13 protein-coding genes are annotated in these 13,798 nt (G+C 48.3%); 5 read left to right on the plus strand and 8 right to left on the minus strand.

Annotation, left to right across the window (positions count from 1 at the left end):
• Positions 1–72: 72 nt before the first annotated feature.
• The 5 genes from RQM65_RS07720 to RQM65_RS07740 all read right to left on the minus strand — a co-directional run bounded on the left by RQM65_RS07720 (position 73) and on the right by RQM65_RS07740 (position 4,147).
• On the minus strand, positions 73–1,611 hold the full coding sequence (locus RQM65_RS07720; protein WP_314013918.1) for a DUF4301 family protein: 1,539 nt from the start codon (positions 1,609–1,611) through the stop codon (positions 73–75).
• Between the two features lie 160 nt (positions 1,612–1,771).
• Entirely contained in the window at positions 1,772–2,338 is a 567-nt protein-coding gene (locus RQM65_RS07725; RefSeq protein ID WP_314013920.1) for an ATP-binding protein, read from the minus strand.
• Complete coding sequence (gene pnuC, locus RQM65_RS07730) at positions 2,293–2,931, minus strand: nicotinamide riboside transporter PnuC (protein WP_314013921.1); 639 nt, start codon at positions 2,929–2,931, stop codon at positions 2,293–2,295. Before pnuC ends, RQM65_RS07725 begins: the two co-directional genes overlap by 46 nt.
• A 22-nt stretch (positions 2,932–2,953) precedes the next feature.
• Positions 2,954–3,214 (minus strand): thiamine-binding protein, encoded by a 261-nt coding sequence (locus RQM65_RS07735; protein ID WP_314013923.1) that lies wholly within the window; start codon positions 3,212–3,214, stop codon positions 2,954–2,956.
• 288 nt (positions 3,215–3,502) lie between these two features.
• A complete protein-coding gene (locus RQM65_RS07740) occupies positions 3,503–4,147 on the minus strand; it encodes a 4'-phosphopantetheinyl transferase family protein (RefSeq protein WP_314013925.1) in 645 nt (214 codons plus the stop codon).
• Positions 4,148–4,287: 140 nt separating this feature from the next.
• Between RQM65_RS07740 and ahcY the strand changes: the two genes are divergently transcribed.
• A complete protein-coding gene (ahcY, locus tag RQM65_RS07745; RefSeq protein WP_314013927.1) occupies positions 4,288–5,604 on the plus strand; it encodes an adenosylhomocysteinase in 1,317 nt (438 codons plus the stop codon).
• Between the two features lie 90 nt (positions 5,605–5,694).
• On the opposite strand, the gene rpmA is transcribed toward ahcY, so the two are convergent.
• The 3 genes from rpmA to RQM65_RS07760 form a co-directional block, all read right to left on the minus strand.
• Entirely contained in the window at positions 5,695–5,955 is a 261-nt protein-coding gene (gene rpmA / locus RQM65_RS07750) for a 50S ribosomal protein L27 (protein WP_314013929.1), read from the minus strand.
• Positions 5,956–6,139: 184 nt separating this feature from the next.
• Positions 6,140–6,934: a 50S ribosomal protein L21 gene (gene rplU / locus RQM65_RS07755; RefSeq protein WP_314013930.1), complete on the minus strand. Its 795-nt coding sequence runs from the start codon at positions 6,932–6,934 to the stop codon at positions 6,140–6,142.
• A 129-nt stretch (positions 6,935–7,063) separates the two neighbouring features.
• Positions 7,064–7,519: a DUF4199 domain-containing protein gene (locus tag RQM65_RS07760; RefSeq protein ID WP_314013931.1), complete on the minus strand. Its 456-nt coding sequence runs from the start codon at positions 7,517–7,519 to the stop codon at positions 7,064–7,066.
• Positions 7,520–7,791: 272 nt separating this feature from the next.
• Between RQM65_RS07760 and RQM65_RS07765 the strand changes: the two genes are divergently transcribed.
• The 4 genes from RQM65_RS07765 (at position 7,792) to RQM65_RS07780 (ending at position 13,728) form a co-directional block, all read left to right on the plus strand.
• Entirely contained in the window at positions 7,792–9,111 is a 1,320-nt protein-coding gene (locus tag RQM65_RS07765) for a M16 family metallopeptidase (RefSeq protein ID WP_314013932.1), read from the plus strand.
• A 50-nt stretch (positions 9,112–9,161) separates the two neighbouring features.
• Entirely contained in the window at positions 9,162–11,237 is a 2,076-nt protein-coding gene (locus RQM65_RS07770; RefSeq protein ID WP_314013933.1) for a M16 family metallopeptidase, read from the plus strand.
• An 88-nt stretch (positions 11,238–11,325) separates the two neighbouring features.
• Positions 11,326–11,703: a hypothetical protein gene (locus tag RQM65_RS07775; RefSeq protein ID WP_314013935.1), complete on the plus strand. Its 378-nt coding sequence runs from the start codon at positions 11,326–11,328 to the stop codon at positions 11,701–11,703.
• A gap of 99 nt (positions 11,704–11,802) precedes the next feature.
• Complete coding sequence (locus RQM65_RS07780; RefSeq protein ID WP_314013937.1) at positions 11,803–13,728, plus strand: CocE/NonD family hydrolase; 1,926 nt, start codon at positions 11,803–11,805, stop codon at positions 13,726–13,728.
• The last annotated feature ends 70 nt before the right edge of the window (positions 13,729–13,798 follow it).

Raw genomic sequence — 13,798 nt, forward strand, 5'->3', positions numbered from 1 at the left:
AATCAAGAAAAGTGTGTAAGATTTACACACTTTTCTTGACTATGACAGCATGTTTGCTGTAAAATACTGCGGCTACTGCACTTGGTGGGCCGGCTTCAGCAAATCGTTTACAGTTTTAACGGGGCTAAAAGTCTGCAAGGGCACCTCGACGAAGATGGTGTTCCAATACGCCATAGCCCCGTTCCAGAGTCCGGGAAGCTCCAAGGCCTTTAAATCTCTACCTTCCTTGGTCTTTCCGGTAATGAAACCTTGTTTCGCATCGACGAATTTCATCAAATCGTACTTTTCACCCCTGTAATTTTTGATTCCGCATACCAGATCCACGGGATTGAAGTGGGTCGCATTCTTTAAAATATTGGCCTGCTCCGGGTCATCCATATCGATTTGCGCCGATTCGATAATCTGCAACGAGATGTTCCCCTTTCGATCATTTATCCAGAAAGGACCTCCGCCTGGTTCGCCCTCGTTCTTTACCATCCCACAAATGCGGATGGGGCGGTTGACCTTATCCCTTAGGACATCGATTTGTTGCTCGATACTGTAACTGGTCAACTTCTCGGAAAATCGTGCATTCAGTTCATCCTGCACGAAACTTTTAATCTCTTCCAATTGATTTGAATTCAAATCCCCCTTATTCAACAGTTCGGCATATTCAAAAGCCTTTTTCTGAACCTTTAATAGCACCCCTGCCAACACCTTTTTATTATCGACCACCGTATTGGCGAACCTGGGCACGGTCACATTGTCTATATTTTTGATGAAAACGATGTCGGCATTCTGTTCGTTGAGATTCTCGATCAAGGCCCCGTGGCCGCCGGGCCGGAATAGTACGCTACCGTCTTCGTTGCGAAAAGGCTCGTTCTTCATGTCTACGGCAATGGTATCGGTCGACGGTTTTTGGTAGGAATAGCTCACATCGAAAGAGGCTTTGACCGCAGCGGAGACCCTTTCTTTGATATTCGAAAATTCTTGGTTGAACATTTTGCCGTGCTGTTCGGAAATAGTGAAGTGCAATTTTGCGGTATCGTCGTTTTTGGCATAGACCGCAGCTTCTTTCAAATGTTCTTCAAAAGGGGTAGCGGTATGGTCGCCATAATTGTGGAAAGGCAGGAGTCCTTTTGGATAGAATCCGTAGTTCAGGGCATCCTCCGACATCATTTCCTTAACAAAAAGATACACCTCTTCGTCTTTTGAGGATGCATTCCCCGAGATGCGACTTTGCACGATCCTGTAAAAGGGAAAATCCGTAAGGCCTTCGCTAAAGGTTTTCATATCGGTATCTCCGGTCCGTTCAAAGTAGTCGTTCAAACTTTCCTCGGACGGGTCGTAAGCATCCAGAAAGTTGAACAGCGCCCTAAACATACGCGAAGCTGCACCCGAAGCCGGAACGAACTTTAGCAATGTCATCCCTTCTTGGGTCTCGTCGAACCGCTCGATAAGTTGTTTTTCTTGTTCGGCATCGAATTGCAGTATTCCGTCCCCGACCGTGACGGCCTTTTCTAGTTGTACAAAGGGAATGCCTTCCTTAAAGGTCTCTATCTGCTCGTTCACCTTGCTTTCGGATATTCCTTTTTCCGATAAGAGTTCAAGATCATTTTTTGTCAATGTCATAGTTTTCAAATTCAGGTTCAAGTGTCAAGTTCAATAGCGTACGCAAAAGAATCTATGTTCCATGTCCGTTGGTGCAGACCGTAATGTTCAGCAAGACATGTCCAGTTTCCGCATCAGCTTTCTTAGCAGAAAGAGTGATAGCCAATCGGCCTTGTCTCCGTCAAGCCTTGACCAGCAGCTTATCGATTTCGAAAACGGCCTTGCGCAACCGGGCTTTTTTATCGCCTCTTAATATAACAAAATTCCGATCATATTTTTCCAAGGTTTCCTTGAAATACGCAAACATTTTTTCGCGTTCTTGGGGCTTGTCCCTCAGGTCATCACCTACCCAAGGCACATCGATATAGGTCAACAGATAAAGGTCATAGGTGTTCTGGAGCGCATGCTTTTCCAATACGGGGTCGCAATGACCTACATAATAGGCCTCGGAATACACCTTGGTCTCGAGCAGATCGGTATCACAAATTAGAACATCGCTAGCCTTCCCTGTCAGTTCGTTCTCCAATTGCATTTGCCCCTCGGCGATGGGCAAGAGATCCTTAGGTTCACAAGTCTTGCGCTCGTCGTTCCACTTTTGTTGCAGGTACTCCCTGGCGTATTCCGGCACCCACACCGTATTGTAATGTCGGGCCAGTTGCTCCGATAAGGTGGTTTTCCCGGTGGATTCAGGGCCGAAAAGGACTACTTTAATAATGTCTGAGGACTTTTGTTTAAGCTTTTCTTCCATGCAAGATATCCGTAGATGGCAATAATAGTAAATAAAACATACTGCAACGAAGTAAATATAAGTCCTTTATACCAATATAAGGGTATGGATATCACATCACCGATAATCCAGTATACCCAATTTTCCAATTTCTTTTTGGCCATCAGCCACATGCCCACGAAAAAGATGGCCGTAGTCAGGGTATCGACATAGGCCGTCCAATTGTTGAACTTGTCGAAGATAAGATATACCGCACAGACAAAAATTACGGTAGCGATAAATAGAATCAGGGATTGTCGGTTTTCTTTGGATGTCGTTTTCGTTATGGGAATAAAATGGGTCTCATCGACCTTGCGCGTCCAAACGTACCAGCCGTAGATGCTCATGGAGAAGTAATAGGCATTGATCAACATATCGCCCAAGAGGCCGAATACCAGTAGGATGTACACAAAGATGGCTGTACTGACTATCCCCGTCGGAAAAACCAGGATGTTCTCCCGTTTTGAATACCAAACGCTTAAGAATCCGAACACCACCGCTATGATTTCAAGCACCACCAAATGGGCCGAGATGCCCTCGTACTGTGAAAAAACCCAATCAAAAATACCGTCCATATGCTACTTGCTCCCTCCTACTTCAAAAGTCCGGTTTGTAATCGCTTCGGTCCGATTTTACGATTTTAAGGTAGAGCAGCCCCCTGTCCATCAACTCAAAGGCCGTTTTTATTTCCTGATTGAGTATCTCCATCACGGCATCGTAATCGCCGTAAATTTGCGTACTAAGCGGATTTTCTAAAATCGTCACTCCCGATGCACGCAGTTTTTGTATGAAACGGATGATGTGCTCCTCAAAGTCATCTTGCAAGGGGGAGAAGGTCAATTCTACGGATATTTCCATAAGGTTTTTAATTTTCTAATTCCTGATTAACCTAAATTAAGTGTTGAATTCTAAAAGGTCAAGAGATTGGTCCATCTCAAAAGCAACAGCATTAAAAATGTTAATCCTATACTGATACCGATTACCCCTTCCCAATAAAAAGTGCGCTGGCCCGTTAGTTTCCTTCTTTTATCGCTAAATTCCCTTTTAAAACGGCTCACACTAAGTTTCCAGACAATAAAGGTGATCATAAGAAATAGTAAAATCGCTATTATCCAAATCTTATCCATTGGCAGTATTTTCGATGTTTCAGCTTAAGCTCTCGCCAGCCACTGCATAGACACAGGTAAATCCCTCGAACTCCATAAACTCGATCTCGTAAAACGATTGATCTCCTTTATAAAGAATGCCCGCCGTGGTGCGGTCGTCCTCAAAAGAAAAGTCCTTTACATTGATATGGTGCAAAAAACTGAGTCCCGGTTCGGCATAAATTTTATAAAGGGACTCCTTGGCACCCCAAACGATGGTCAGTTTTCGGATCAGCGCATCGGTATTGGCGATGGTGCTGTATTCTTCGATTGGGGTAAACTTGTGGGCGATACGCAGTATTTTATCCCGCTGTTTCTCGATGTCAATGCCCACTTCCTTGTCCGAACTGACGATGATTCCCGTGAAATGGTTGGAATGGGTAATCGAAATCTTATTGCCGTCGTTCAGGTGCGGCTTTCCGACCTCGTCGTAATATAGGTCGGTATCGACGTAACCGGCCTCGGCCATCAAATGACGGATGCTCAGAAAGGCGCGACGGTGCAACCCTGATTTCATACCCTCAATGCGACTCTGGCAGTGGGGCGTCAAGGTGATTCCTTGCCATAATTCGGACTCCGATTCCGTTACCTGCCAGAGGTATATGGTAATCGACGGACTTACCGTTAATGTATTGTAAAGGGGCATAGCGTTGTTTCCAATTTTATTAACTTTGACGCGATTGGGATTCGTCCCAAAAACTATCGGTCAAAATCATCCGCAGTGCGCTACCCGCCTCAATGGGGAGTAACGGAACACAAATAACGAAAGTAAAAAATAAAAAGAAGATGGATACTAAAACAGTTGATTATATACCTTATAAAGTCAGGGATATCGAACTGGCCCAATGGGGAAGAAAGGAAATCGAGCTCGCCGAGGCTGAAATGCCCGGCCTGATGTCGCTGCGGGAAGAGTATGGCGACGAGCAGCCCCTCAAGGGCGCCCGGATCGCAGGATGCCTTCACATGACCATCCAGACCGCCGTGCTTATCGAGACCTTGGTCGCCCTAGGCGCAGAGGTGACCTGGAGCTCCTGCAACATCTTTTCGACCCAAGACCATGCCGCCGCTGCCATTGCCGCAGCAGGTATTCCCGTTTACGCTTGGAAGGGTATGACCGAGGAGGAATTCAACTGGTGCATCGAGCAGACCCTCTTCTTTGGCGAGGAGCGCAAGCCCCTGAACATGATCTTGGACGATGGCGGCGATCTGACCAATATGGTGCTGGACCAGTATCCTGAAATGGCGAAAGACATCAAAGGCCTGTCCGAGGAAACCACCACCGGGGTTCACCGGTTGTACGAACGGATGAAAAAAGGCACCCTGCCGATGCCCGCCATCAATGTAAACGATTCCGTTACCAAGTCGAAATTCGACAACAAGTACGGATGCCGTGAAAGTGCCGTGGATGCCATCCGCCGGGCCACGGATACCATGCTCGCCGGGAAAAAAGTGGTCGTTTGCGGCTATGGCGACGTCGGAAAGGGTACCGCAGCATCCTTCAGGGGAGCAGGGGCCATCATAACCGTCACGGAAATCGATCCCATCTGCGCCCTGCAGGCCTGTATGGACGGATTCGAGGTCAAAAAACTGGAAACCGTGGTCGGAAAGGCCGATATCGTGATTACCACCACCGGAAACAAGGATATCATCCGTCCGGAACATTTTAAGGCCATGAAAGACAAGGCCATTGTATGTAATATCGGCCACTTCGACAACGAGATCGATATGGCCTGGCTGAACGACAACCACGGCGACACCAAGGAAGAAATCAAGCCACAAGTGGACAAGTATACCCTGGATGGCAAGGATATCATCGTACTCGCAGAAGGCCGTTTGGTCAATTTGGGATGCGCTACCGGTCATCCCAGTTTCGTGATGAGCAATTCGTTTACGAACCAGACCCTGGCCCAGATCGAATTGTGGAAGCACAGCGATAAATACGATAATGAGGTTTATATGCTGCCCAAGCACCTTGACGAAAAAGTAGCGGAACTACATTTGTCGCGCCTCGACGCCGAACTGACCGAGCTCAAGCCCGACCAGGCGGAGTATATCGGTGTGGAAGTAAAGGGACCGTTCAAGCCGGAGTATTATAGGTACTAGGTTAGTCGTTCACCTTGTCGGGCCGACGGCCATAAAAAAACCCTTTCCTGCATTGGAAAGGGTTTTTTTAAGTCTTAAGGCGAAAATATCCTAAGCCTCGAAGGGCTCGATATGTACCCACGACTTTCCGCCGCCTTTCTTTTCGAATTTTACGGTACCGTCAACGCGGGCGTGCAAGGTGTGATCTTTACCGGCGTAAACATTCTCACCGGGATTGTGCTTGGTGCCGCGCTGCCTCACGATAATGTTTCCGGCAACAACGGCCTGGCCGCCAAAAATCTTAACGCCCAAGCGCTTCGATTCCGACTCTCTTCCGTTCTTTGAACTACCTACTCCTTTTTTATGTGCCATGGCTATAAAATTATTGATTCTTGATTATAGATTGCCGTACGGACTTGAACCGTATCGCCGAAAAAAATCGGGGCAAGTCCACCTTATATGCAAATGGACAGATGATTGACCTATCGGTGCCAACATTCACGGCAACTGCCTACTACAACCGCCTACGCCAATTGCAACTGTCTACTGTAACAGCTTACTTTTTCCCGCCGTCGAGTTCGTCTTGCCACTTTTCCAATTCGTCCCATTTGCCATCAGCGGCCAACTGGGCCTGCTTCGGCCAAGTGCCGGGATCGAGATGGGCCAGATTGGAACTTGCCTCGGCCAGGATCTCCTTGATCTTTTCGGGATCGGCCTTTGCTAGCTTGGCGAAAGTACCCATATCCGCATCCTGCAAAGCCTCGGCGGTCTTAGGACCTATCCCTTCGATTTTCTTTAGATCGTCTTTTTTGTCCGACGCTTTTTTCGCGGCGTCTTTAACCTCCTTGGCCTCCTTTTTAACATCCTCCTTTTTGGACGCTGTTTTTTCGGTTTCCGGTTTCGAAGCTACCGACTGTTCTACAGACGCCGACTTTCCTTTTGGCTCCTGTATCGCATCTTTTACCTTGTTGTCGGAAGCGGAGGTATTTTCCGCTGCCTTAGTGGAAGCCGATTTTTTGTCCTCACTTTTCTTGCCGCCCTTGGTAACGATACTTTCGACGATGATTTCGGTCAACGATTGACGGTGTCCGTTTTTCTTACGGTATCCTTTTCGCCTTTTCTTTTTAAAGACAATTACCTTGTCACCACGAAGGTGTCTGACGACCTTCGCCTCAACGGAAGCTCCGTCTATGGCCGGGGCGCCAATGGTGATGTCCGATCCGTCGTCCAAAAGGAGTACATTGCCAAAAGTTACCTTTTTGCCTTCCTCGGTCTGTAAACGGTGCACATACACTTTTTGGTCTTTCGCAACTTTAAATTGCTGCCCTGCCATCTCTACGATTGCATACATAGTGTGTATATTAACTTAATAAATATTAGTCCTAAAGCGAACCTGCCCGACATTTGAAATGGGCGGATTTTTATTAGGAGGATGCAAATATACAGCTAATTCAGTATTGCACAAGCAGTGTCTCTAAATTTAAGCGGATTTTTTCTTCGTGTTTTGACTCGATTTGAACAGTTGCATGAAGGATAGGGTAAGCACTAAGGTGGTGGCAAAGCCCATTATAGCAACGGTAAAAAAGACTATGGCCTCGAAATCCTGAAAACTCTGGAACCACGTCGTCATCAACTGCTGTAGGAAATCGGGATTCAGCTCGGTGCAGTACAAGGTGAAGAACAGGGTGAAAATTATTGTTGCGATACCCCCGGTTAACAGTCCTGCCGTAAAACCTTTGCCGTAATTAAAACGCTCCCCCTCCTGCGAACGGAAATATTTAATGGCCTCATAGATGCCAAAGCCGGTGATCACCCCGTTGAAAAGGCTGAAAAATACATTGGTATGCATATCGAAAAGGGCCAAAATTAAAAAGTAGGCGATCAGACTTCCGCTGGTAGCGATTCCGAAACGGATGGGAAGGGCAAATTCTTTCATAGCTGTCTTGTTTGTCCGGTAAGTTAAAAAAGTTAATCAAAATTAAGAAAATATTACATTAAATTAGTGTCCAAACCACTTTTGGAACCGAGGTTTCTTGAAAAAAAGTATATTCGTGAAGCATTTATCCGAGAAGGGACTGCCCTTCAAGTTCTTGTAAGGTGAAGGCCTACACCATTATGTAATGCCCGTGAATCATTTTCGATGTCCAGTGGGCCGTTCAGCGGAACCTGAAAATTTTGAAGTACGATAAAACACATAAAAACAGACAGATGAACTATAAACTATTGGGATTGTGCCTACTATTGATGGCAACCGCCACCCAGGCACAAGAAGTGGACTATGAAGAGTACGACCTCGACAACGGCCTGCACGTGATTCTCCATCAAGACGAAACCGCTCCGGTGGTGACCACCTCGGTCATGTATCATGTAGGAGGCAAAGACCGAACCGAGGGCCGTACGGGCTTCGCCCATTTTTTTGAACACCTGCTTTTTGAGGGCACCAAGAACATCGACCGCGGTGAGTGGTTCAAGATCGTATCCTCCCATGGAGGTAAGAACAATGCCAATACCTCTCAGGACCGCACGTACTATTACGAGGTATTTCCTTCGAACGAACTTGAACTGGGCCTCTGGATGGAGTCGGAGCGGATGATGCATCCTATCATCGACCAGGTCGGAATCGACACCCAAAACGAGGTCGTGAAGGAAGAAAAACGTATGCGCTACGATAACTCCCCTTACGGACAGCTGTTGTTTACCGTGGCCGAAAACCTGTTCAAGAAACATCCCTACAAAGACCCCAACATCGGGTATATGAAAGATCTCGATGCGGCGACCCTCGAAGACGTCAAGGCGTATAGCCAAAAATATTACGTGCCGAACAACGCAGTACTTGTCGTCGCCGGAGATATCGACATCCCTAAGACCAAAGCGATGATTAAAGACTATTTCGGACCCATCCCGAAAGGAGCGGATGTCGTTCGAAACTATCCCAAGGAAGACCCCATAACTGCCCAGATCAACGCCAAAGCCTACGATTCCAACATTCAGATTCCTGCCAGTATCATCGCCTACCGAACTCCCGGCTTCAAGGAGCGCGACGCCTATGTACTCGACATGATATCGGCCTATTTGAGCGATGGCAAAAGCTCAAAACTCTACAAAAAACTGGTCGATGAGCAAAAGCAGGCCTTACAGGTCGGAGCCTATAACATTGCCCAGGAAGATTACGGCATGTATCTCGTATTTACGCTGCCCGTGGGAGAAACCAGGTTGGACACCCTCAACGCCGAAATCGAGGAGGAAATCGCCAAGGTGCGCGACAGCTTGATCTCGGAAAGAGACTACCAAAAATTACAGAACAAATTCGAGTCCCGCTTCGTCAACGCCAACAGTAGCGTGGAAGGTATCGCCGGCTCCTTGGCGACTTACTACATGCTGTACGGGGACACCGAACTGATCAACAAGGAAATCGAGATCTACCGCTCAATCACACGGGAAGAAATGCAAGAGGTCGCCAACAAATACCTCAAGCCGAACCAAAGGGCGGTCATCGATTATTTGCCCGGCGAGGGAGAGGAACAATGACAAACGTTAGACGTTAGAAAGAATAAACCCATAACCTCATAAACTCAAATATGAAGAAAATATATACCACCTTGATCGTCGCTTTTCTGGCCATCGGCGCCCACGCGCAGATCGACCGCAGTCAGATGCCTGAATCCGGACCGGCACCGGAAATCAACCTCGAAGATCCCCAAACCTTTGAGATGAAAAACGGATTGAAAGTGCTAGTGGTCGAAAACCACAAACTCCCCCGGGTATCCATTCAATTGCGCATTGACAATGCCCCGGTGCCGGAAGGCGAGAAAGTGGGGGTTGCGTCCTTGACAGGCAGTCTGCTCGGCAAAGGCTCTAAAAACATTTCAAAAGATGATTTCAACGAAGAGGTCGATTTTCTGGGTGCCCGAATCAGTTTTGGATCACAAGGGGCATCGGCCAGCGCCCTATCCAAATATTTTCCAAGGATTTTGGAACTGATGGCCGATGCCGCCATCCATCCGGAGTTTACCCAAGAGGAGTTCGAGAAGGAAAAGCAAAAAATGCTGACCGGACTAAAAACCGAGGAGAAAGACGTAAAGGCGATTGCCAGGAACGTCAGCTCTGCCTTGGCGTATACCAAAAAACATCCCTACGGCGAATTTCCAACCGAAACTTCGGTCAACAAGGTGACCCTTGAAGATGTGAAAAGGTTTTACGACAACCAGTTCTTGCCTGCAAACGCCTATCTGGTTGTTGTTGGCGATGTGAAGTTTGAGAAAGTAAAAGAGCTAGTCGAGGAACATTTTACACCGTGGACCAAAGGAACCCCTCCCTTTTTACAGTTTTCGAGTCCCTCGGACGCCCTGTACTCCCAGATCAACTTCGTCAATGTACCGAACGCGGTGCAGTCCGAGATCACGGCAGAAAACCTGGTCGAGCTTAAAATGAAGGATCCGGACTATCTCCCGGCACTGCTGGCCAATGAAATATTGGGTGGCGGGGGCGAGGGGAGGCTTTTCCTCAACCTGCGGGAAGACAAGGGCTACACCTACGGATCGTACTCCCGCTTGGGCGACGATAAATACGCCCCGGCCCGCTTCAGGGCGGTCGCCAGCGTTCGCAATGCCGTGACGGATAGTTCTGTGGTCGAGCTGTTGAAGGAAATCGAGAACATCCGCAAAGAACCCGTCAGCCAAGAGGAGCTTGAAAACACCAAGGCCAAGTATTCCGGACGCTTCGTCATGGCCCTTGAGAATCCACAAACCATAGCCAGGTACGCCCTGAACATCGAAACCGAAAATCTGCCGGAGGATTTTTATAAGACCTATCTCGAACGTCTCAATGCCGTCACGGTCGAAGAAGTACAGGAAGCGGCACAAAAGTATATTAAGCCCGAGCACATCCGGGTCGTAGTTACCGGCAAGGCCAGCGAGGTATTGCCCAATCTTGAAAATATAAGCTACAACGGGAAGAAGGTCCCCGTCAAATACTTCGATAAAAATGCAGACCCCAGCGAAAAGCCCCAAGTCGGCACAGCGACAGTGCCCGAAGGCGTTGGGGCAACCGAAGTATTAAAGAAATATATCGAAGCCATCGGGGGCAAAGAAAAACTGGAACAAGTCGAGGCTTACGCGATGCTGGCCGAAGCCGAAATGCAGGGCATGCAACTCGACCTTGAAATAAAGAAAACGACCGGTGGAAAGTATATGCAGGATATTAAGGTGGGCGGAAATTCCATGAGCAAACAGGTCTTCGACGGCTCGACCGGCTATATGATGATGCAGGGCCAACGAAAGGACTTGGGCGAGGATGAAATCGTACAGATCAAGGCAGAGGCCGTGCCTTTCCCCGAGCTCGATTATTTGAAGGATGACACTATCACGCTTGAAGGTATGGAGACCATCGAAGGCCAAAAAGCCTACGAGCTCAAGCTATCCGATGATAAATCCGCCTTCTACGATGCGGAAAGCGGACTCAAGGTCCAAGAAACGACCATCGCCGAGATGGGCGGACAACCCATGACCAGCACCATTAATTATGGAAATTACCAAGAGGTTTCAGGAATCAAATTCCCTTTTACCTTGGCCCAGACTGTAGGCCCGCAAAGCTTCGATTTCAAAGTGACCGAAGTCAAGGTGAACGAAGGGGTCTCAGATTCCGATTTTAAATGAGATGCCATGGCACCTAGAACAAAGCTCAGTTTCGCTTCCTTCAACCTCTACAACCTCAACCTGCCCGGCAAACCGATTTATTGGGATAATGAGGAATGCTTATGAACTATTGACCCCGCCCGATCATGACGGCGACATGATCGTATGCGCCGCGGCGGTCGAAAAGGGACTTCTTGAAGAACTGAAAGGCACCGATCGGCCGCTAGTGGTAATCGGCGATCTCAACGACGCACAATTGAGCAACACCCTCAATATCATGACGGGGCAGCCCCGTTATCTCGTTAGCGGACTGAACAAGGGGGGGGGTACCGATACGGGACTCTACACCGTGGCCGCCCTGGAAGAGTACCGAAGCCTAAGGGATCTGGGCCTACAAAGGCATGGAAATCGCCAACGACCACCTCAACCGCGACGACCACAAGAAGACCGGCACCGCCGACCACGGCATTGTCAAAGCCAGTTTTGAGTATCGGCCCATTTAAAATTCAGGAACCGTCCAAAGCCATTTCCGGTATCGATCGATACAAAGAGTTTAACTATATTCGTCCTATCAATAATTATCATTATGCAATTCCGGATCCCTACCCTCCTATTTTTTCTGCTTATCAGTCTGTGCCTTCCTGCCCAAGAGGTCGATACCCTCTTACTTGAGCGCAACTACGACTTAAAGGAATACCGCATTCCCATGCGCGATGGAGCCGAGCTGTTTACCGTAGTCTATACGCCCAAGGACACCTCAAAAAAGTATCCCTTTTTGATGAACCGCACCTGCTACAATGCATCCAATTACACCGATTATCAATATGCAGGTTATCCGTCGGAATATCTAGTGGAAGACGGGTACATCTTGGTCTTTCAAGATGTTAGGGGAAGGTACATGTCCGAAGGAACCTTTGACAACATGCGGCCCAACATCCCGGGGAACAATCTGAAGAATAACGAGGATATCGATGAAAGTTCAGATACCTACGATACCATAGAATGGATGCTAAAAAACATTAAAGGGAACAACGGCAAGGTCGGCATGTACGGTATTTCGTATCCCGGTCATTATACGGCGGCGGGGATGATCGATGCGCATCCGGCCCTCAAGGCCTCCTCGCCCCAGGCACCGATTGCGGATTTTTTCTTCGACGATTTTCACCATCAGGGCGCCTATCTGCAAAGCTATACGGCCGCCCTCCCGGTATTCGGCTATCAAAAAGACAGTCTGACCCGGGAGCCTTGGTACACCGATAAGCTGATGCGGTTATATGAAAATCCCGCTCCCGATGCCTATGATTTCTTCCTTCGGATGGGCCCGCTCAAGAACATTACCGAAAATTTCCACAACGATAATTTTTTCTGGAAACAGATAGTCGAACACCCCAACTACGATGAATTCTGGCAGAAACGGAACATCCTGCCCCATTTAAAGGACATCGATCATGCCGTAATGACCGTAGGCGGATGGTTCGATGCCGAAGATCTGTACGGTCCGCTCAACATTTACAAGACCGTCGAGGGGACGAGCCCCGAAGCCGACAACATGATCGTTATGGGACCTTGGGACCACGGCGGATGGGCCAGGGAAAAAGGAAAGACGGTGCACAACCACATTTATTACGGAGACAGTATTTCGACATTTTTTTTGAGGGATATCGAAGAGCCCTTTTTTGCCCATAACCTAAAAGATCGAAACATCGACCCCCTGCCCGAGGCCTATATGTTCGATACCGGAAGCAAGGAATGGAAAAAGTTCGAGCAATGGCCACCCGAAAATATAGCGCCGGTCAGCTTGGGCTTCGGCAAAAACGGCCGGCTGAGCCTTGAAGGACCAATAGACGAGAGCGCCGAATTCGAATATACCAGCGACCCGCAAAAACCCGTTCCCTATACCTCCCAGACCGAGGGTTTGACGTTCACCCCAAGAAAATATATGTCAGACGACCAGCGTCACGCCTCCCGTAGGCCCGATGTGCTGACCTTTGAAACGGAACCCCTGGAAGCCGATAAAACCTTGGCAGGCGAAATCATGGCCAAACTTAAGGTGGCCCTTAGCACCTCCGATGCCGACTTTATCGTTAAGCTCATCGATGTGTATCCGCCCGACCATGTGAACTACGAGCATAATCCCGATAATATCGTGATGGGAAATTACCAACAGCTGGTCCGTGCCGAGGTGTTCCGGGGAAGGTTCCGCAACAGCTTCGAAAAACCGGAGCCGTTTACGCCGGGAGAGCCGACCGAGGTGGACTTCCGTTTACAGGATATTCTGCACACATTCAAAAAGGGCCATCGTATCATGGTACAAGTCCATAGCACTTGGTTCCCCTATATCGATCGCAATCCGCAAAAATATGTGGACAACATATACAAGGCCGATGCCGATGATTTCGTCAAATCGGATATTACCCTGTACGGCTCCTCGACCGTTGAAGTAGGCGGTACACAAGACTGCTGCCAGCCGGCACCGTTTCGAATGCAGGAGGAGGACATGATCAAGGATTAAAAGAAGCCATCGCCAATGCGGAGCTTCTGTTTTCAAAGGGGACGGTCTCTCGAGATGCTTGCTCTTCACC

The sequence above is a fragment of the Pricia mediterranea genome, assembly GCF_032248455.1.
GTDB lineage: Bacteria > Bacteroidota > Bacteroidia > Flavobacteriales > Flavobacteriaceae > Pricia > Pricia mediterranea.

What these genes read in the sequence shown, in the direction of transcription:
- rplU (WP_314013930.1), bottom strand. Translation starts at nt 6,934, where the DNA reads ATGTATGCAATCGTAGAGATGGCAGGGCAGCAATTTAAAGTTGCGAAA.
- RQM65_RS07765 (WP_314013932.1), top strand. Translation starts at nt 7,792, where the DNA reads ATGAACTATAAACTATTGGGATTGTGCCTACTATTGATGGCAACCGCC.
- ahcY (WP_314013927.1), top strand. Translation starts at nt 4,288, where the DNA reads ATGGATACTAAAACAGTTGATTATATACCTTATAAAGTCAGGGATATC.
- pnuC (WP_314013921.1), bottom strand. Translation starts at nt 2,931, where the DNA reads ATGGACGGTATTTTTGATTGGGTTTTTTCACAGTACGAGGGCATCTCG.
- RQM65_RS07720 (WP_314013918.1), bottom strand. Translation starts at nt 1,611, where the DNA reads ATGACATTGACAAAAAATGATCTTGAACTCTTATCGGAAAAAGGAATA.
- RQM65_RS07770 (WP_314013933.1), top strand. Translation starts at nt 9,162, where the DNA reads ATGAAGAAAATATATACCACCTTGATCGTCGCTTTTCTGGCCATCGGC.
- RQM65_RS07775 (WP_314013935.1), top strand. Translation starts at nt 11,326, where the DNA reads ATGAGGAATGCTTATGAACTATTGACCCCGCCCGATCATGACGGCGAC.
- RQM65_RS07740 (WP_314013925.1), bottom strand. Translation starts at nt 4,147, where the DNA reads ATGCCCCTTTACAATACATTAACGGTAAGTCCGTCGATTACCATATAC.
- RQM65_RS07735 (WP_314013923.1), bottom strand. Translation starts at nt 3,214, where the DNA reads ATGGAAATATCCGTAGAATTGACCTTCTCCCCCTTGCAAGATGACTTT.
- rpmA (WP_314013929.1), bottom strand. Translation starts at nt 5,955, where the DNA reads ATGGCACATAAAAAAGGAGTAGGTAGTTCAAAGAACGGAAGAGAGTCG.
- RQM65_RS07760 (WP_314013931.1), bottom strand. Translation starts at nt 7,519, where the DNA reads ATGAAAGAATTTGCCCTTCCCATCCGTTTCGGAATCGCTACCAGCGGA.
- RQM65_RS07725 (WP_314013920.1), bottom strand. Translation starts at nt 2,338, where the DNA reads ATGGAAGAAAAGCTTAAACAAAAGTCCTCAGACATTATTAAAGTAGTC.
- RQM65_RS07780 (WP_314013937.1), top strand. Translation starts at nt 11,803, where the DNA reads ATGCAATTCCGGATCCCTACCCTCCTATTTTTTCTGCTTATCAGTCTG.